Annotated in this window: 23 protein-coding genes; 11 read left to right on the top strand and 12 right to left on the bottom strand. The window is 38.8% G+C overall.

Going from position 1 to position 18,307, the window contains the following annotated elements; all coding sequences use genetic code 11:
- Positions 1–70: 70 nt before the first annotated feature.
- The gene (locus tag ACLIN2_RS05180; RefSeq protein WP_411503404.1) at positions 71–1,093 is read right to left on the bottom strand and encodes an HNH endonuclease; all 1,023 of its coding nucleotides are present in this window, start codon (positions 1,091–1,093) and stop codon (positions 71–73) included.
- An 87-nt stretch (positions 1,094–1,180) separates the two neighbouring features.
- On the opposite strand from ACLIN2_RS05180, the gene ACLIN2_RS05175 reads away from it, so the two are divergent.
- Positions 1,181–1,501, top strand: a complete 321-nt coding sequence (locus ACLIN2_RS05175) for a phosphoribosyl-ATP pyrophosphohydrolase (RefSeq protein WP_411503403.1) — start codon at positions 1,181–1,183, stop codon at positions 1,499–1,501.
- Positions 1,488–1,868, top strand: a complete 381-nt coding sequence (locus tag ACLIN2_RS05170) for an HIT family protein (RefSeq protein ID WP_411503402.1) — start codon at positions 1,488–1,490, stop codon at positions 1,866–1,868. The genes ACLIN2_RS05175 and ACLIN2_RS05170 overlap by 14 nt, the downstream gene beginning before the upstream one ends.
- 84 nt (positions 1,869–1,952) lie before the next feature.
- Here ACLIN2_RS05170 and ACLIN2_RS05165 read toward each other — a convergent pair whose 3' ends face one another.
- From ACLIN2_RS05165 to ACLIN2_RS05120, 10 genes are all read right to left on the bottom strand, one after another.
- Positions 1,953–2,372 (bottom strand): hypothetical protein, encoded by a 420-nt coding sequence (locus tag ACLIN2_RS05165; RefSeq protein ID WP_411503401.1) that lies wholly within the window; start codon positions 2,370–2,372, stop codon positions 1,953–1,955.
- Complete coding sequence (locus ACLIN2_RS05160) at positions 2,369–2,665, bottom strand: hypothetical protein (protein ID WP_411503400.1); 297 nt, start codon at positions 2,663–2,665, stop codon at positions 2,369–2,371. Before ACLIN2_RS05160 ends, ACLIN2_RS05165 begins: the two co-directional genes overlap by 4 nt.
- Positions 2,666–2,718: 53 nt before the next feature.
- Entirely contained in the window at positions 2,719–3,111 is a 393-nt protein-coding gene (locus tag ACLIN2_RS05155; RefSeq protein ID WP_411503399.1) for a hypothetical protein, read from the bottom strand.
- 210 nt (positions 3,112–3,321) lie between these two features.
- Positions 3,322–3,573, bottom strand: a complete 252-nt coding sequence (locus ACLIN2_RS05150; RefSeq protein WP_411503398.1) for a hypothetical protein — start codon at positions 3,571–3,573, stop codon at positions 3,322–3,324.
- Between the two features lie 200 nt (positions 3,574–3,773).
- On the bottom strand, positions 3,774–4,496 hold the full coding sequence (gene istB, locus ACLIN2_RS05145) for an IS21-like element helper ATPase IstB (protein ID WP_411502515.1): 723 nt from the start codon (positions 4,494–4,496) through the stop codon (positions 3,774–3,776).
- Positions 4,496–6,004: an IS21 family transposase gene (istA, locus tag ACLIN2_RS05140; RefSeq protein WP_411502516.1), complete on the bottom strand. Its 1,509-nt coding sequence runs from the start codon at positions 6,002–6,004 to the stop codon at positions 4,496–4,498. Before istA ends, istB begins: the two co-directional genes overlap by 1 nt.
- Positions 6,005–6,139: 135 nt before the next feature.
- Positions 6,140–7,180, bottom strand: coding sequence for a site-specific integrase (gene xerC / locus ACLIN2_RS05135; RefSeq protein WP_411503397.1), 1,041 nt, complete (start codon positions 7,178–7,180; stop codon positions 6,140–6,142).
- Positions 7,181–7,193: 13 nt separating this feature from the next.
- A complete protein-coding gene (locus ACLIN2_RS05130) occupies positions 7,194–7,391 on the bottom strand; it encodes a helix-turn-helix domain-containing protein (RefSeq protein WP_411503396.1) in 198 nt (65 codons plus the stop codon).
- A gap of 29 nt (positions 7,392–7,420) precedes the next feature.
- On the bottom strand, positions 7,421–8,485 hold the full coding sequence (locus ACLIN2_RS05125; protein WP_411503395.1) for a replication initiation factor: 1,065 nt from the start codon (positions 8,483–8,485) through the stop codon (positions 7,421–7,423).
- A 239-nt stretch (positions 8,486–8,724) separates the two neighbouring features.
- Positions 8,725–8,859: a hypothetical protein gene (locus tag ACLIN2_RS05120; protein ID WP_411503394.1), complete on the bottom strand. Its 135-nt coding sequence runs from the start codon at positions 8,857–8,859 to the stop codon at positions 8,725–8,727.
- Between the two features lie 162 nt (positions 8,860–9,021).
- Between ACLIN2_RS05120 and ACLIN2_RS05115 the strand changes: the two genes are divergently transcribed.
- The 4 genes from ACLIN2_RS05115 (at position 9,022) to ACLIN2_RS05100 (ending at position 13,581) form a co-directional block, all read left to right on the top strand.
- Complete coding sequence (locus ACLIN2_RS05115) at positions 9,022–9,723, top strand: S24 family peptidase (protein WP_411503393.1); 702 nt, start codon at positions 9,022–9,024, stop codon at positions 9,721–9,723.
- A 97-nt stretch (positions 9,724–9,820) separates the two neighbouring features.
- Complete coding sequence (locus ACLIN2_RS05110) at positions 9,821–11,116, top strand: hypothetical protein (protein ID WP_411503392.1); 1,296 nt, start codon at positions 9,821–9,823, stop codon at positions 11,114–11,116.
- A gap of 230 nt (positions 11,117–11,346) precedes the next feature.
- Positions 11,347–12,336, top strand: coding sequence for a pentapeptide repeat-containing protein (locus ACLIN2_RS05105; protein WP_411503391.1), 990 nt, complete (start codon positions 11,347–11,349; stop codon positions 12,334–12,336).
- 471 nt (positions 12,337–12,807) lie between these two features.
- Positions 12,808–13,581, top strand: a complete 774-nt coding sequence (locus ACLIN2_RS05100; protein WP_411503390.1) for a hypothetical protein — start codon at positions 12,808–12,810, stop codon at positions 13,579–13,581.
- Between the two features lie 228 nt (positions 13,582–13,809).
- Here the strand turns inward: ACLIN2_RS05100 and ACLIN2_RS05095 are convergent, their stop codons facing one another.
- Positions 13,810–14,196, bottom strand: coding sequence for a carboxymuconolactone decarboxylase family protein (locus ACLIN2_RS05095; RefSeq protein ID WP_327929825.1), 387 nt, complete (start codon positions 14,194–14,196; stop codon positions 13,810–13,812).
- A gap of 100 nt (positions 14,197–14,296) precedes the next feature.
- On the opposite strand from ACLIN2_RS05095, the gene ACLIN2_RS05090 reads away from it, so the two are divergent.
- From ACLIN2_RS05090 to ACLIN2_RS05070, 5 genes are all read left to right on the top strand, one after another.
- Positions 14,297–14,671: a MerR family transcriptional regulator gene (locus ACLIN2_RS05090; RefSeq protein WP_411503389.1), complete on the top strand. Its 375-nt coding sequence runs from the start codon at positions 14,297–14,299 to the stop codon at positions 14,669–14,671.
- Positions 14,672–14,770: 99 nt separating this feature from the next.
- The gene (locus ACLIN2_RS05085; RefSeq protein ID WP_411503388.1) at positions 14,771–15,337 is read left to right on the top strand and encodes a DUF4256 domain-containing protein; all 567 of its coding nucleotides are present in this window, start codon (positions 14,771–14,773) and stop codon (positions 15,335–15,337) included.
- 608 nt (positions 15,338–15,945) lie between these two features.
- Positions 15,946–16,719 (top strand): Abortive infection protein AbiEi, encoded by a 774-nt coding sequence (locus tag ACLIN2_RS05080; RefSeq protein WP_411503387.1) that lies wholly within the window; start codon positions 15,946–15,948, stop codon positions 16,717–16,719.
- Between the two features lie 122 nt (positions 16,720–16,841).
- Positions 16,842–17,654, top strand: a complete 813-nt coding sequence (locus ACLIN2_RS05075) for a nucleotidyl transferase AbiEii/AbiGii toxin family protein (RefSeq protein ID WP_411503386.1) — start codon at positions 16,842–16,844, stop codon at positions 17,652–17,654.
- 83 nt (positions 17,655–17,737) lie between these two features.
- A complete protein-coding gene (locus ACLIN2_RS05070) occupies positions 17,738–18,169 on the top strand; it encodes a GNAT family N-acetyltransferase (protein WP_411503385.1) in 432 nt (143 codons plus the stop codon).
- The last annotated feature ends 138 nt before the right edge of the window (positions 18,170–18,307 follow it).

Below are 18,307 nucleotides of genomic sequence, written 5' to 3'. Positions count from 1 at the left end.
GGTAACCAAGGGTTTTTGTTTTTGAATCTTATTGTTCGTGCATCATTGACCACATTTTGACCACATTAGATTAAAAAACAGGTTCATGTTCATAAATTGGTTCCCAGCGAACAATTAGCTGGTTAATCGCAAATTTATCCATCTCTCTTAGGAAACTCGACCGTTGATTCTCTGTTTTGCCGGTTTGATTTATAAGCGTCTCCCTTAGAGGATGGTGACTGTCTATGAAGAAATTATTTCTTTTATGCAGCCTATCGAGATATCTAGGTCTTGGTATCTGAGCAAATTTACCACCAATTCCACGATTACATGATTGGCACGCTAGTACAAGATTCCAAACACCATTTAGATTAACTCGCGTCAAACTTTGTAAAGTATGTGGGAAGAAGTGGTCAACATCAGCCAGATCACCTGAAGATGGATCAATTGTTATGTTATCAAAGCAGTAAAAGCATTTCCCTTTTTGGTAACCATTAAGTGCTTCTCTTGAAGAGGTAATATCGACTCTTCTTATTTCAGAGTTAATAAAAAAAGTACTATTTTCATTATCATAATCAACCATTAGTAAATTTGGAGTAAGATCTAATGACCAGGCTGTTTCAACTAATCGCCATCTTCCTTCAATCTCAAAATCCAAATTGTTAAATTGACTCGACTCGTTTAACTTATAGATATTGTCTGTTAAAACAATGCCCTTCTTTCGTCCTTCCTGGACGACATCAAAAAACTTGATGGGCAGTGGTACATTGTTGACGTTGTGAAAAGCATCTAATACATTAACAAAGCCGTACCTCTCGGTTGCCTGAATTAATTGTGCTTGAGTAACGCTGCCTTTATTATAATCTCTGCAAGTATTTAAAAAAGTGCTAGATTTAGAAGTTGTCTGCTTATCGTTTATTTTCAGATGCTCAGTTATGTTAGTAGAAAAAGGCACAGACAGTTCTTCGAGACTGATAAAAGTATTTTTCTGATTTGTAAGGCTCAGCAGTGACTTGGCCAAAGCAAATTTATAAGACGCACTATTTTTCCCAAAAAGGATTACGGATCGAAAGTAAGATTCTAGTGAAGGATATTCCTCTTCAAAAATTCCCATTTTACCCTCCCGATGGCAACGGTATACTAGAGATTATTTACCTTTTGTCTAAACCATTCAAACATTTTCTTCGAAAGGTGATGCTAAATGATTGTTTACAATAAGTTAATCAGGGATAGAATACCTCAAATTATGAAAGAGAAAGGTAAAGAGTTTACTATACAGACATTAACAAACGAACAATTCGAGAGAGAATTGAAAAACAAATTGGGCGAAGAACTTCAAGAATTTAATCAGGCGACACCCCAAGAAGAAATTGAAGAACTCGCTGATATGGTTGAGGTTATCTATGCTTATCTCAAGCATAGAGGTGTATCTATTGATGAGTTTGAGAAAGTCCGACTCAATAAACAATATAAACGCGGTGGGTTTGAGGATAAGTTATTTCTTGTAGATGTTAAGGACTGATAAAATGGAATGTATATTTTGTTCCGTAAGGGAAACCATACTCGAAAATGACTTGGCTTTTGCTATTTACGATAAGTATCCAGTGAACAAAGGTCATATTTTAATACTACCGAAGCGACACGCTGCTGAATATTTTTCTCTTACGCTAGATGAACGGTTAGCAATTGATATGCTTCTTTTTGAGGCAAAAGCAATTCTTGAAAAAGAACATCAACCTGATGGATTTAATATCGGTATCAACTGCGGAGAAGCTGCTGGACAAACGGTGTTCCATTGTCATGTGCATTTAATTCCCCGATATAAAGATGATATTGATAATCCTAGAGGTGGAGTTCGAGGCGTAATCCCGGAAAAGAGATTATATTGATACATAAAAATAGGATTAGCTCCATTCAAACTTGGAGTTAATCCTTTTCAGTGTAACTACATATACAGAATTAGCTGCTACTCCTTAGTATCCAAAATCAATATCATCTTCCTTTTGGTCGATTAGTCCTTCCTGTTCAGCTTCAACAACTATATTTGAATCAAGAGCATGCTCGATAAATTTCTTAACTACTTCAATATTTCGCTGTTCATCATATGGTGCTGCCCAGTCAATAGCATTTCCGACGGCGTCTAAAATGGCCAACATGTATTTCTGAAATAGATCGTAATCAGCATCCATATCATGCTTAAAATCTAGCGAACCTATTAAATGAGTAATTGCAGCTAACCTAACGTCTGAATTCCAGAATTTTTTGTCATTACCTTGTATTATTACAGATAAATTAACCCCGTCCTCATCTCCTGAACACGAAATGCCAAAAGGCTTATTAATATCAAAACCATATTCAGCAATTGTCGAAATAAACTTCTCCCTATTGTTCATACAGGTATCTCCATCCCTTCACGTATATAATCCAAATACTCCCACTCGGCACTATCCAAATCTAAATAGTCGATAACATCCCTTCTCTTGTCATAAAAGCATACTGTTGAATTTAACAATGGTTTATATCGTAAAAGACATTCTTTCGCACGACGATGCACTTCTAAATCAGTATCTTTAGTTAGATCATCTCCTATAATAAAATCGTGATAAGCAAAAAACAGTGGTTCTAGAGAGCCGTCACAATCTAGATCGTCCATTGTCTCAAAAAAGATTGCTTGTTCTCTCGTCATAACGATCATTCATCCTTTCGTTTAATTATGGGCTGCAAATAAACCTTACTGTCTCAATTTCTTCTAAATTCCGTATTGGCGAATTCAATTCCGTATTGCCGTATTCTATTATTTCGCTCTCTACGTTTAAGGGCTGCATCTATTACCTCTTGACTAAGCTTTAGAGGATGACATTCTGGATTTATCTTATAGTAAGACGAACAATCCCCTTGACGCTCTATAAGCTCTCTTTTAGTGAAACTTTTGGCACCACTATGAAACCCGATAGCTCTTAATCTTCCAGAGGCTTCCGTGAACAAATGAGGCGTTAACCTGCAATTTTTTCTTAACTCTATTGCTTTCATTACCACGATGCCGTTTGTGGAATTATCCATCATATAATCAGCTAATTTAATGACGGAATCTTGTATTCTTTTTTGATATAGTTCTTTTCTGTCGATCGGCAATTTTATCACTCCAACGTTTATTAAATAGTATTTTCAACTGACACTTCCCCGGAACAGCCCTTACTCAATTGCGTCCCTGCCAGTGCCTAGGGTCCTGGCAGGGAACCCGCTAAAGAAGCCTTCTTAAGTTATATACGCAAGCAGCACTCTCATTCTGGATGGCGATTAAACGTAAGGACACATTCGGTGAAGACGAAAAGCACATTAATGTTACTCTCCAACACCTAAATGTGGATCGTATTCTGTATCAAATACAGTTACCAGCCGAATACGAAGAATTTCTTCTTTATCCAAAACTGTAACCCTATTCAACCTTGTTCTATGAATGAATACTGCATCAAATGCCCCCATCCCGAGTTGCATTTGTGCTCCTATAACTCGTACCTTTTGTTCATTTGTTGGTTCAACAGATATTCCTATGAGTCTATGTCCTTCCCTTGTCTCAAACATCATCTCTTTCATTCTAATTCCCCCTTCTCCTTTTCTGAGTCCTTCAGCATTAAAGCCATATCGAACTTCTTTGCTGCTTCTTTCTGCATGTCACTGGTTACATGACTGTACACATTCATCGTCATAGCAGCATTCGAGTGTCCAAGGTGTTTTTGGCAAGTAAGAAATGTAGCAAATGGCAATTAAAAATGCACCACTTGCCAACCCCTAAATTATTTGCCGTGTAGTAGCGATTCTTTATACCGATGGCTTTCTCCATTAAAGACGATCAAATGAGAGTGATGAATCAAGCGATCGATTACTGCCTCTGTCAAAATAGGATCTCCAAATATATGATTCCATTGGCCAAACTGTAGATTGGTCGTGATAATAATGCTCTTTCTTTCGTAGCACATGGAGATAATCTGGAAAAGCAATTCTGCTCCCTGTTTGTGTAAGGGAATATACCCCAGCTCGTCGAGTATTAACAGATCTAACTTCTCAATCTGGTTGAAGAATCGGCTCAACGAGCCGGTCTCGTGAGCGTCTAACAGCCGATTGACTAATCCAGCGACAGTGAAGAACTTAATCTTTTTTCCCTGCTTCTGAATGGCATGTAAGCCAATGAGAGTTGATAAGTACGTTTTTCCCGTTCCCACACCGCCATAAAAGATCAAATTTTCTTTCTCCTCTATGAATCCACCATGAAGAATATGGTCCTGCGTGAGACCTTGTCCCATCTGAATATGGCCCCATTCAAATGGCTTTCCTGTTATTCTTGGCAGGGAAGACTGCTTGAAAAGCAGATTGATTTTTCGTTCTTCTCGTTGTTGTAGCTCTCTTTCTAAGATTCTGAGTAAGTACTCTTCATTTGTTTTCGCTTCTATCTCCAGGTAATGTTGCCGAACCCAACTCAACTTGAGACGCTTTGCATATTCCTTTATCAATGCTTCCACTAGTGATGACCTCCCGTTCCTTTAAAAAATTCATTATAATGGGCTAATCCTCTAGTGGCAGTTGGAACGGCAGGAACAAAACCTTTCGGTTGAATGGTATCCCTTTGTCCACGACCATTGATGAGTTGATAATAGATCTGCTTAATAGAATCAACGGATGGGTGGCCATTCTCGGAGGCAAGCTGCAAAGCTTGCGTAGGTATTTTCATATCATCGTCCTTTAGAATGACGGATAGCAGCTGGAGAGCTTCTTGCTTCTCTGGGACTGTACAATTCGAGAGATAGGTTTGCCATTCGATGGGCAATTGTTCATAAAAACTTGTGTATTTAATGGCAGTTGGCCGTTTTGCCATCAATGTCAAATATGGCTGCCAAATCACTGATTTTGGCTCTTTGCCATACAGCCTAGCATGCTGCACAATCAGCTCATATTCTTCCGTTAAAATATCCACTCGATCAAATAAGATCTTTGCCAAAACCGTACATTTGGCAAAACGAGGAGACGTTGAGTAGAGTTTATTTTCGACTCGGATATATCCGTATTTATCAGCTTTTACTCGTTCATATCGGATACAATCAAATTCTTTGGCAGGTAATTGAAGAAGGTGTTCCTTGTCTGCCAAATATAATTCGGAAAGCATCGTTTCTTTTACATAATGAGGTCGCTCCCGATCTTTCTCGGCTTTTTTCCACAGGGTTTCGTTTAGCTGATCAAGACTGTGTATCTGTAGCTCTGGCAGAAGAAAGTTGTTGCGAATGTACTTTACCATCGCCTCCACATGACCTTTTTCATTACCACTACCGGGATTACAAAACTCGTATTCAAAATCATAGTGAAAAACGAAGTTTTGGAATTCCTCTGTCAACTCCCGCTGACCGTTCGGCATGATTCTTTTCACCGCTGGTGATAAGTTATCAAAACGAATCACCTTAGGTACGCCACCTATGTAGTGAAAGATACGTTTTAGCCCCTCCAGAAAACATTCTCGGTTCTGAGACTGAAAAACTTGGAAGTAAAACGTATTGCTATGAGGAAATGAGAGAACGAGAAATGGCAAGGTAACACTTTCCCCCAGATATTTAAATGGTGCTTCTCCGAAATCAACCTGTGCTGATCCAGGTTTCGTCTCCAATGGCAATGCCGCAGCATCACTTGTCTCTACTAACTGGTGTTTTCGTTGAGAAACATATTGTCTGACAGAGCGAGATGATCCTGTAAATTGGTGTTCTTCCACTAATTGTGTATACAAGCGTTGTGCTGTTCTTCGGAACTTCTTTTTCTTTTTCAAGTCCTCTTTGATCCACTGATCAAGAATCGGTTTTACTGGTTCCATGACCCTTGCTTTTCGAATTTGCTTGGGCTTTTCTTGAAGATTGAAATCATCCATTTCTGCATACTTCTGAACCGTCCTCGAATCCCGATTCATTTGTTTTGCAATCTTGCTATAAGCTCGTCCTTTTTTGTTTGCCTCATGCCTGATATAATTAATTTCTGCCACTGCTAACATCTCCTAACTTTATACCTCCCGTCGTCAGTTTGCCCAACTGGGAGTGTATTTTGAGAAGGGGACGTTGGCAAGTGGTTTTTTTAATTTATGCAGCCCCTACGGGTCTGCATAAATTAACTGCCATAACCTACATTTTTAGTCTGCCATAAACAGTCCAAGGCGTTCAGAAACGATTTTGACATGCTCCCCTAGCTTCAAAAGTATCGTAGCGTGAGTGTGACGAATATCGTGTAGGCGTATCTTCGGCACTGTTGCCTTCTGGATGGTTCTACGGAAGTGCCCTGTTAGACTTCGGGGATTTATTGGTCTCCCCATTTCATTTGCTGCAATTAAGTCATAATCCTCGTAAGCATTTCTCATCTGTTTTTTGTGTTTCTCTTGTTCCACACGATGAGTCATCAAAACTTCCACAACAGTTTCTGGAATGGAAACCAGTCGGTTAGAACGGCTAGTCTTAGGCTCTAAAAAATGAAATTGTTGGTTGGAATAGTACAGAGTCTGGCAGACGCTTATTTTGCCTTGTTTTAGATCACAATCCTTCCAACGCAGTGATAGTACCTCCCCTCTCCTTAAACCCGTGTAAAGGGCTAATACATACACGACGTAGTAAAAAGGATTGTCCTCTTTTGCTACCTCTAAAAAACGAACAGCTTCCTCAATCGACCACGTCTTTTGTTCTTTACGCCCAATTCTTGGCGGAACTGCGATTTCCACAATATTTTTCGTAATGTTCTGTAATCTAACCTGATGCTTAAAAAAGCTTTTTAAAATCGAATGCAAATACCGTATATACTCAGGTGATAAACCTTCCCTACTCAAAGAGACGTAAAAAGATTGTATATGATCGGGATTAACATTCTTTAGTTTCAAATTGCCCAATACAGGAATGATGCGTTTTCGTATTGCCTTCGAGTAGTTATCAAACGTTGAAATTCGCAAAGTTGACTTTAATATGCTTTCTAGCCAAGCTTCCATAGCCTCCTGCACCGTCTTTTTACTCGGTTCCAGGTAATCACCTTTCGATAGCTGTGTAATCAACTCAGCACACGCCTGTTCAGCCTCTTTTTTGGTCTTGAAACCGCCTTTAGTTTTCTGATTCCTTGAGCCGTCCGTTTTTCTGCCAATGTCTACAGTAAACGACCAAAGATTGCCTCGCTTACGGAAATATCCTTTCATGCGCTATCTCCCTTTAGATATACTGCTCGTTTAACCACTTGAACAGCGCTTCCCTGGTAACACGCTTGCAACGTCCAATACGGATCAATGGAAAACCTGACTTCTCCATGATTTCATAAGCTACTCTTTTAGAAACGCCGATAATTTCAGCAATATGAGTTGCGGTTAAAACCAAAGGATATTCTTCAACATCGGTTGCCTTATTGCTCATTGATTTTTCCTCCGACCTAACGTATTCTATTAAGTAAGCAAATATTTTTTCTGTCTGCGTTCCTTTTCACTATGAAAGGACGTATTTTTTTTATTCAGTGCTATCTCTGCCCATGATTTAAAAACCTGTAGTGTGTCTTCAAGAGATTCATGATCCCCTATTGCTGCAACTGAAAGTAATATTCCTGCACCTTGATCAAGAAGGCTTTGGATGCTCCCCTGTAAAACCTTCTCCCTAACCAATGGAGTAGTATTGTAATCATTACCGGCCTCTTGAATAGTTTTCCATTTCTTTTTCAGTTTCCATCGATACACTTTATCAGGGCTTGGCTGCCTTATTGTCAGCCATTGTTGAGTCAAGTAAGCCCATAATGTACTCTCTTTTTTTATTAAATCCTCGACAGTATTAATACTGAATTCTTTTAATACATTTCTCATCATCTGAAATTCCACACGCCATACTTCCTTATCTTCACACCAATTATTAGCCAGCCAAATTTCTTTGAACCAAGCCTTTCCTGATGTTGGTATCTCGATAGATTTGTTATATACACGCGCCTGCAGCGGACTCCCTTTACCTATCGTAAATCCGGAAAATTCTCGTCCGATAGCGTACTCACCATCTACAAAATACTTTTGTCTTTTTCTAGCAAGTGTCACAACACCTTTAATATCAATTTCCTTAAATGTAACTAAATCAGTATCTGCGCAAATATCTGCTCGAGAAACTTTAGTACCAATTATCGATGTAGAAATTGATTCTAACCAAGAAGAGAATCTCGAGAATGCACCTTCCAATCCAAAAGACCATATGTAACTGGATAAAAACTTGACTGTGATTGGCGCATTCGTTTTTAATTCCTTCTCAGCAAACGAAATGATAAAGTCGTTGCAAGAAAGGTTATACTGGTAGAAACGAATTCCTGTGCGGTGTACTGTCAGAGACAAATCGTTCAAATACACGGTATGCTCAATTCCTGTTTCCTGGGCTATCGCTTTCATTTCTTTAAATCTATCGAGATGTTTCCTGAATACCGAATCGTAATTTTCGATATTGATACCGAATACGATGGTATCAAAACCTCTTAAGATCAATGCTTTCCACCTACTTTCCTAGCTTTCAGTTGGGCTTGGAGCCTAGCATGTTATATGGGCTGCTAGGCGAGAGGCTAACGCCTCAGCCCTGACATGGAGCCTCTGCTAGTGTGCAGGACAAGGCTTAGCGGTCAAGCCAAGTGCGGGCTTGTCCGCTAAACCAGCCTGGCACATCTCGCCACTCCACATCAAGGCCGGAGCCAGTATTCCGCTTCGCTCCACACTGGTATCGGCTTCGCTTACTTCGTTGCTTGCCGGGCTATCGCAATTTTTTCTAATAGCTTTTTTTCTATGCCAATTTGAATCGCTCTTGATTTAGCTAATAATTGAATGTACTTCTCAATTTCTTCAAATACCTGTACAATATTAGTCAATAACAAGTCACCTCCAATATACTTTATTTACTTTTTAGTAACTTAAATCAAAACAACTTACTTACAAGTAAAATAATATACCTGGTGTAATATTGTGTCAATGACTCTTTTACTATTTGCGTTTATTTTTCTTTTTTTTCTGTTGATTGGAGATGGTATACCATGGGATATAAAGAATTACTGTCTAACATGATTTCGAATTCAAACTTAAAACTCAAAGAAATCGCCGATAAATGCGAAGAAATTGGAGTTAAAATAAATCCCTCTTACATTAGTAGATTGCAAACTGGAAATCAGGCACCTGCATCGGATGAAGTCAATACTGCTATTGCAACCGTCTGTGGAGGAGATGTAGAATTACTCCGATTTGAAGCATCGGTAGAAAAGTCTCCAGATATAGTAAAAACATTTGTCAATGAAGTAACTTCTTATTTTAGGGAAACAACAAAACAATTATTCTCAGCTAAATTGCCTGAAGCCGTGTTACCTATTGTTTTAGAACAGATTGACAGTATGTCTAAACTTGATATTGTAAATAACTTTTTAAAAATGGATAAAGCTGATGGGCTAGAAAATAAAGCAGAAATTAATATGGGGCCGAGGATTGAAGATGATTCTATGGAGCCACTTATACCTAAAGGCGCAATTATTAATCTTGAAAAAGAAACGGATATTAAGAATGGAGATTATATAGTGGTAGAGATTGAAGAAGTAGGTGTAATGATAAGAAGGATTGTAATAATAGACGAAAATATCGTACTCCTTCCCGAAAATTCAGCATTTGAATGCTTAGAAACTCTAAAAAAACGTGTTAAAATTCTTGGAAAAGTTATTGGGTACACATTAACAAAGAAATTCAATTAAAATTTTGAAATTAATTAAGACCTGCCTTCAAAACATGGCAGGTCTTTTTTGGTACAATTATTTTACATTTAAGAAAAAAATAGGGGGGGTTGAAGCAATGGTAAAGAAAAAAGTAAAAAAGAAAAAAACAATTCCTAAAATTAGAGAAAACAAATCCTTTAAAGAAATGGATTACCAAATGAAATCCATTAAACAATTAGCCACAATAATGACAGAACAACAAAGAGCACAGTTAATAATGCAGGAGGCTCAATTCAAAGAATTAAGAGAACTCCCTGATAGATTCAATTCCCTGTTTGCTAATAAAGGGTGGATTGCGTATGAATCAATGAATCTTCCAATCATGAGGGAAACAGTTCGATTAGGAAATCAAGGAAAGTTTGATGAAGCAGAGGCTGTTTTGACAAGTTATTATTCAGAAGAGAATGTACGGTTTTTGTTATCAAGATTAAAGGGAATAGAAGAATATAGAGATCGTATCTATTTGACATATCAAGTATTAGACGATTATTTAGCAGGGCGTTACTATGCTTGCGTTCCTGTACTTCTAATGATGATAGATGGATTTGTTAACGATTTAGGTAACTTGGGTTATTTCGCCTCTAATGTGAACCTTACAGCTTGGGACTCGATTGCTGCTCATCATTCAGGTTTACAACAGTTACAGTTAGTAATGAACAAAAGTGTTATGAAAACCTCATCGGAAGCTGTCACCGTTCCCTATCGAAATGGGATCCTTCATGGAAGAATCTTAAACTATGGTTCTCAGATTGTTACAGCCAAATGTTGGGCCACATTATTTGCAATTGGGGACCTTGCTAGGTCCATAAAGGAAGGAAAACGTGAAGAAGAGCCGGTATTTCACCCCCCTACTCTTGAAGAAACTGTAGATATTTTAATGGAAACAATAGAAATACAAAAAGAAACTGAACGGCAAAAAAAAGCTATAGCTGGATGGGAGCCTCGTCAATTAACTGTCAGTGATAATGTCTCTTCAACTGGTAATCCCAGTGACTATCAAACAGGAACTCCAGAGAAATGCTTAGCAGAATATCTATCGTATCTTAGTAAAGGTAACTATGGGAAAGTAGCCATGATGAGCACAAGAGTTTTTTCTAAAGATACGAATATATCGAGACAAGCTGGGGAACTTCGAAAAAAATATGAAGGCATAACTTTAATTCAATGGGAGTTTATTCAAATTCGCGATACTACTCCGGCCGTAACTGAAATAGATGCCAAACTAAAATTTGCAATGCAGGATCAAAATGAATCAGAAAAAGAACAGACATTTCGACTATTGTTTCAAGGGGAAAATGATAAACCTTTAGCTCGTGGTTCTGATAATGGCCAATGGAAGGTGCTGTTTAATTTCAACTTTGTATTAGATTAAATTTAACATTTTTTGTGACGAGGTTCGGGCTTTTTCAGATGTTAATTTTCTTAATGAAGATTTAAATTACTAGGTAATATCTCTAATTATCTTTGAAGGACGATAAATTCGATAAGTTTGTATTATACTCTCGGTTTGGCTCAAAATCATAGCCTTGTCTCAAGGCTTAACATATAGGACTTAGATAACCCATATCTTCTTACAATTATTATAACAAGGGATGATTAATAATGTATTTTCCCACAAAACCATGGGATCAAATGACAGAAAGTGAACATGAATTTTTTAATGAACTCTCAGAAGAAGTACTTATCGAGCGGTGGAACTCAGAAGAAGGACAACAAATTAGAAAAAAAATTATAGAAGTAAATTTCAACAAAGGTAAAAGTAAAGCTTATGAGGATTTCCTTGGGACACTAAAACAGAATTATCACAGATATAATCGGCCAAAATTCGACTTGCGCGGAATAGATTTGTCAGATTTTAGCAATTTGCATAACGATGACGAATATTTCAGTTTTGATTTTTCAAACTGTTTACTTCACTATGCCAATTTTGCTGGTTCTGAGTTTGCCTACTCAAACTTCTCAACCTCAAATATACTCTATAGCGACTTTTCATATGCAAAGCTTGATGGATGTAACTTTTCAAAAACTAATTTAACATTTACTGACTTTTCACATTCTAATCTTGAGCATTCAAATTTCAAAGGTGCTTGGATGACTTCTGTGAAGTTTAATGAATCTGATTTAGGATATATTAAATTTGATAATCATACAGATTTTTACAACATTGAAACAGATGGGTTTCTTGGAACTACAAATCCCTTATTTATTGATTTAGTGAGAAAAAAACAATACCTAAAACATTTTAAGGAACATAGTATTTCTAATAAAATAGTTTACTACATATGGAAAGCTATAAGCGATTGTGGCCAAAGCTTTTTTAGATGGTTCGGATGGTCTATAGCAATTTCAATATTGTTTGGTTATTTATATAGTGTATTTTCGGATTCATTTATTATTTCTAGCGGTCGTTCATTAACTCCATTCTCATTTTATTATTACAGCATAGTTACTTTTTCAACCTTGGGGTATGGAGATATTACTCCCAAAACCCTATTCGGAGAAATCCTCGTAACAATCGAAGTAGTACTAGGGTATATTATGCTTGGTGGCTTACTTAGTATTTTTGGGGACAAATTTATACCTAGAAAATAGAAAAGTGGGTATATTTATCACTTCACATCATTTGTCATTTGCATGGGATGCCGTCGAAAATTGAATAGTAAGTATTGCTTCGAAATGAGGTATCACTTTACTCATGTCTGACAAATATATTTGACCACATTTTTGACCACACAGTAATGTAACAAGAGATTGCTGATGGTGAAATAAATTGCCTTAGACATGCTCAATACAGCACATAAATAAAGATTTGGCGGTCAAAATTAACACCAGTAACATGCATCCCCAAACGAGTCATGTTGAGGCTGTGTCGCTGCTAACACTCAAATAACAATAGAAACAAAGGCTAAACTCTCTAGATATACAGAGTTTAGCCTTTCATTTAGATGTACGCCTATTCAAAACTACTCTTCCCACTATCTATCTATCATCTAGCAAGTCCTTTATAATCAATACCACCAAGAAATAGCTGGGATCACCCACGGAGCTTTCATGGAGGAAAAAATGTCGGACAACTCCTTTCTAGAAAACGTAAAGCGATTAATCCAAATGCATAGCGAGGGCCTGCTTGGCGGAGAAATCATGCCGGAGGACGCTCTCATTGGGATTGTTCCTGAGTGCGAATTGCCGAACGTGTTGACACTGGGTATGGCCTTAAATTACCAAAGAAATTCATACACGCTCTGGCAATCCATCGCAGCTGCCTATACGGATGAGAGTACCCGTTGGATATTTACACCGCTTGTCGTAGCAAAAAGCAGTATAGATGACCTGCGATTGGCTTTGCTTGAGTACCGCGTCGCCTTGCAACCTAATCGCCATCCAGAAATTTGGAAATCCGTCTCATCGGGGATTGCTCGCTCTTCATCGAAGGGTGACGTTGCGGGATTGATGGAATCTGCTCACTACGATATTGCCTGTTTAAAGAGCATGATGCAGACAACGCGCAAATCAGAATTTCCGTATCTATCCGGACCGAAAATTTTTAATTACTGGCTGTACGTCATGGAGACCTATACAGGGGTGAAGTGGCAATCCCGTGAGTTGATTACCGTCGCTCCTGATACTCACATTATGAAGGCTACAGTGAAATTAGGGTTATGCACTTCGGATGTGCTGAATGGAACTGCGGACGATAGAAAGCTGGTTGCGGAAGCGTGGGAAAAAGCACTGAAAGGCAGTGGTTTGGCTCCCATTGACGTCCATACTCCACTATGGCTATGGAGCCGGGCAGGGTTTCCGTCCCTAGCTGTTGAATCTCTCTTCACCACATCCTGACAAAGGATATTGTCAAGCTACAGGTGAAGTACAAGTTGGTAAGCGTGGAGGCAGTGTCGGTCTTGGTCAGGAAAGACAAATCGTGGAGATGTATTGGCGAATATAAGTAAAGAGGGGCGAACCCCCTCTTTTTTCATGTCATCGTGATTTATGCAGCCTAGATATGAACAGTATGCATCTGATGAAGCCTTTCCAAATGCCATTTCCTCCGAATAATTGGCGTAGGCTTTACCTCCTTAATTCCTTTCGTTCTTGAAAAACACGTTTCGCTACAAAAATAGCATTTAGTACGCGTGGAAAGCCTGTGTAGGGAATGCAATGCGTGATCGCTTCAATGATCTCTTGAGGGGAGAGCCCCACATTAAGAGCCGCGTTAATATGAACCTGTAGCTGTGGTTCGCATCCGCCTTGTGTGGTTAAGGAAGCGAGAGTAACGAGCTGCCTTTGCTTGAGGTCCAGGCCGTCTCTGGAATAAATGTCTCCAAAAGCAAATTCAACAATATACCTGCCAAGGTCAGGAGCAATGTCCTGCAATGACTCTATCACCTTCTCCCCGCCTTCCCCGTCAATTTCCATTAGTTTTTCCCAGCCACGTTGATAGCGCTCTGTAGTCATGTTTAGCCTCCTGTAAGTAAGTGATCAAAATTGTTTCTGATGTCATGCTACACTTTCGAGCGCACTCTAAAGCAATGCTTTTTCTGTTATAATCAGTCTCATGAGCAAACAATTTACTATTCAGCAAATTTCGCAAATAACTGGGCTAACCGCCCATACTTTGCGTTACTATGAGAAAATTGGTCTACTGGACGGCGTAGCACGCAATGAATCCGGCTATCGTAAGTACGGGGAGTCTGATCTGCTATGGATAGATTTTTTAATCCGATTACGGGAAACGAGAATGCCCATCAGCGAAATGAAACAGTTTTCCGACTTACGGAGTCAAGGAAAAGCTACCATAAAGGAAAGGAGGACATTGTTAGAACGGCATCAAAATAAAGTAACGAAACAAATAGATGATCTAAAGGAAAATTTGCTCAAAATCGAGCATAAAATCGCCCACTATAAGGCGTTAGAGGAAAAAGACGTTTGAACATTCCTTACAAGTTCACTCCTACCGCTCAGTGACCGACAGATATGTATAGTTCGAATATGAACCGAGAGTAGCCTATTTTGAGGGGGACGATTTGAAATGGCCAATCATAGTAAGGAGCTGTCACCGGAACAAAGCCAAGAACTACTCCAAACCTTGAAAACCCGTTTTGAGAAGAACATGAACCGCCATCTGGGGCTTGAGTGGGCTAGCGTGCAAGCAAAGCTCGAAGCTCATCCGGACAAGCTGTGGTCGCTCCATGAAATGGAGAGAACTGGCGGCGAGCCGGATGTTGTTGAACATGATGCCACGACAGGTGAATACGTTTTTTACGATTGCTCAGCGGAAAGCCCCAAAGGACGCAGAAGTGTTTGTTACGACCGTGATGCCCTGGAATCACGGAAAGAGCATAAACCACAAACGAGTGCGATTGAAATGGCAGCTGCCATGGGTATCGAGCTTTTAACCGAAGAACGGTACCGGGAGCTGCAAAAGCTGGGAAACTTTGATTTGAAAACCTCGAGCTGGGTCATTACGCCAGCTAGTATTCGCAAGCTCGGCGGTGCCCTCTTTTGTGATCGTCGCTATGACACTGTTTTCGTATACCACAATGGTGCAGAGTCTTACTATGCTGCTAGAGGGTTCCGCGGCTTGCTGAGGGTCTAAAATTTGCTTACTCACGGCTTTGTTCGAAAACACTGCATGCCCAATGCGATGCAGTACCTACGATTGGAAAGGAAGTTTGTAGAAAAAGCTTATAATGGAAACAGACAAGGGCTATGATTAACCTCCTTGCTCTTGCTGCTTCCGGTATGTTTTAGTAATTCACATCTGCGTATCCGGCTTTGTTCCAAATTGTCTTTTAGCAAAAGGACAGAGCCTGCGCAGCTTGATCTAATGCAGCCTCGCAAAATCAACGACTGCAGGTATTTATTCCTTTGCCAATCTTTGCTCCAATATTTAATCATATCTATAATCTGCACATGAGCCATCCTATCCCCCATATCATAATCTACTTTCTCCTTTCCCCGCTTTTGTATCAATACTGAGTTTCTTGCTTAACGCACTTTATGTCTATAACGTTATTTTTTTCTACTCTTATAAACTCATGATTCCTTTTTATTCGAGTTGGAACTGACTTTTTAAATAATGTATTCACATTTTAATTTCTGCATACGTTTGGTGTGAAATTCCTCAATAATTGAGTTATAATTTTATAAAAAACGTCTACACTTAAATGTATATGTGTACATTTTTAAAATGAGGTGATTTTAGTGTCGGACACAGAAAAAATAGATTTCAATCATATCAAAAAGACTTTTTTGAATGCCCTCACTCTTCTTGGCCAAGACGAGGAAGAATTTTTTCAACTGATTCGACGATATCCGAATATAACCCGAGTAGAAGATCTACTACTAGCAATTAAAGATGAAAATGAAAAAAAGCAAGAAAAAACGCTTTATCCAGATATCATAGCAGTGTTTCGAAAATACAATGGGATTGTTAATTCAAGTATTCTTAAACTATATAAAATTAATTACTACCAACTTAACAAACTTATAGAAATGGAGAAGATTTTCAAACTAAAACGTGGAATATATGCTCTCAAAGATATGAATTACATTGTCAACGAAGTAGTTGAAGCAGCACTTCTTGTACCGAAAGGGGTCCTATGTCTTTATTCAGCCCTTGCCCATCATGAACTAACTACCTATACTCCAAGTGAATATAATTTTGCAATATCCAGAAAGGAGAGAAAACCTATTCTTCCGGATTATCCCCCGATACGGCTATTTTCTTATGATGACGATACTTTTGACGTGGGGATTGAAAATATTGAAAAAGATGGGCATATAATAAAAATATATGATTTGGAGCGAACAATTTGTGATACTGTAAAATACAGGAATAAACTTGATGCAAATGTCGTAAAGGAAAGCTTGAAAAATTACTCAAATAGTAGAAAAAAAAGTTACACGAAGCTACTTACTTATGCAGATAAAATGAGAGTAAAATCTATCCTATATAATTATCTTGAGGTGCTATAGTTGACCACAAATGTTGCTGCTTCAATTATTGATAGACTGAAGAATGTTGCGAGAGAAAATAAAAAGCATTTAATGTCATCTCAATTCTTTATTATCAAGAACGTTTTTTAAAACGATTATCAATGTCCAGCTATAAGGATAATTTCATCCTCAAAGGTGGGTTGTACTTATATTCCGTAACACAATTTAAATCTAGACCAACGAGAGATATGGATTTCTCAGGCCGTAGACTAACTAATGATGCAAATGCATTGGTAAAAATCGTCACTTTTATATGCCAATTGCGCCCTGATGACGTTGATGATGGGATTATCTTTCACACTGATCAAATTATATTTGAAATTATTAAAGAAGATGCTGAATATGAAGGTGTTCGAATAAAAATTCCCTGTTCGCTCGGGAAAATGAGGGAAGTGCTGCAACTCGATATAGGTTTTGGTGATGTAATCGTACCAAGTCCTCAAACGATAGACTTCCCAGTTCTTTTATCCACTATGGAGAATCCAGAAATATTGGTATATACAAATGATTCCGTTGTAGCAGAAAAGTTTGAAGCAATGATATCTCTTTCCATAATTAATAGTCGTATGAAGGATTTTTTTGATATCTACACGCTAGCCCGCACCTCTGAATTTCAAGGTCTTCATTTGTACGAAGCTGTATCTGAGACTTTTAAACGAAGACTCACACAAACTGAAAGAGATCACATTCTATTCACTGCTGAGTTTTATACGGATAGCCGTAGAGTAGCTATGTGGGAAGCATTTATAAAGAATTTAAAGCTTGATAATTCGCCAAATTTCCAAGAAGTTATGGAACTCATTTATACTTTTTTAAAACCAATTTATGATCATGTACTAGCTGAAAATGAGTATTTTGGTTGCTGGAATCAACACTCTTTGAGTTGGCAGGATGGACAGATTACTGTCCTTTAAACAATGCATATGCGAGGGGATTTTTCTCATCATCCGGGTAATCTCGGGATCTGTATCTTCCATGCGAAAGAGGTTTTCGAGGGATGGCAAACAAACCAATTGAAATCGTCGAGCGTCCCCCAACCTCAAAGGAGCATCAGTTGCTATGGGAGGCAGTTGGTTGGGGGAAGTACCATGCAGAGATGGCTGAAAAGTCTCTTGCCAACTCTCTCTACTGTCTCGTTGTCCAAAGCGAAGGAAACGCGGTTGGAATGGGACGGATCGTCGGCGATGGGGCGATGTATTTCTACATTCAAGACGTAGCTGTCCTCCCTGAATACCAAGGAAAAGGAATCGGCAAGCAAATCACGGACAAGCTGCTCGCCTACATCCAGAATACCTGCGCGGGGCCAGCGTTTGTTGGGCTTTTCGCAGCACAGGGAAAAGAAGAATTTTATCAGCGGTTTGGTTTTATGGATCATTCCCCAGGCATGACAGGGATGTTCCTAGTGATGGAGAAGGCTACCTCTTTATGAATTGAAATCTGCCAGATCCTCGCCTCCATCGCGATTGGCTTCGACCTCACTCCATTGAATGGTACGGGCAGCTCGGAAGACTGGCCGGTCAGTTCGCATATCCGTGGAACTCTACGCTCGAGGAGCCGAATGGAGAAA

It is taken from the genome of Brevibacillus centrosporus, assembly GCF_046622605.1.
GTDB classification, from domain to species: Bacteria; Bacillota; Bacilli; order Brevibacillales; family Brevibacillaceae; genus Brevibacillus; species Brevibacillus centrosporus.
This window is presented reverse-complemented; position numbering and strand designations above follow the sequence as displayed.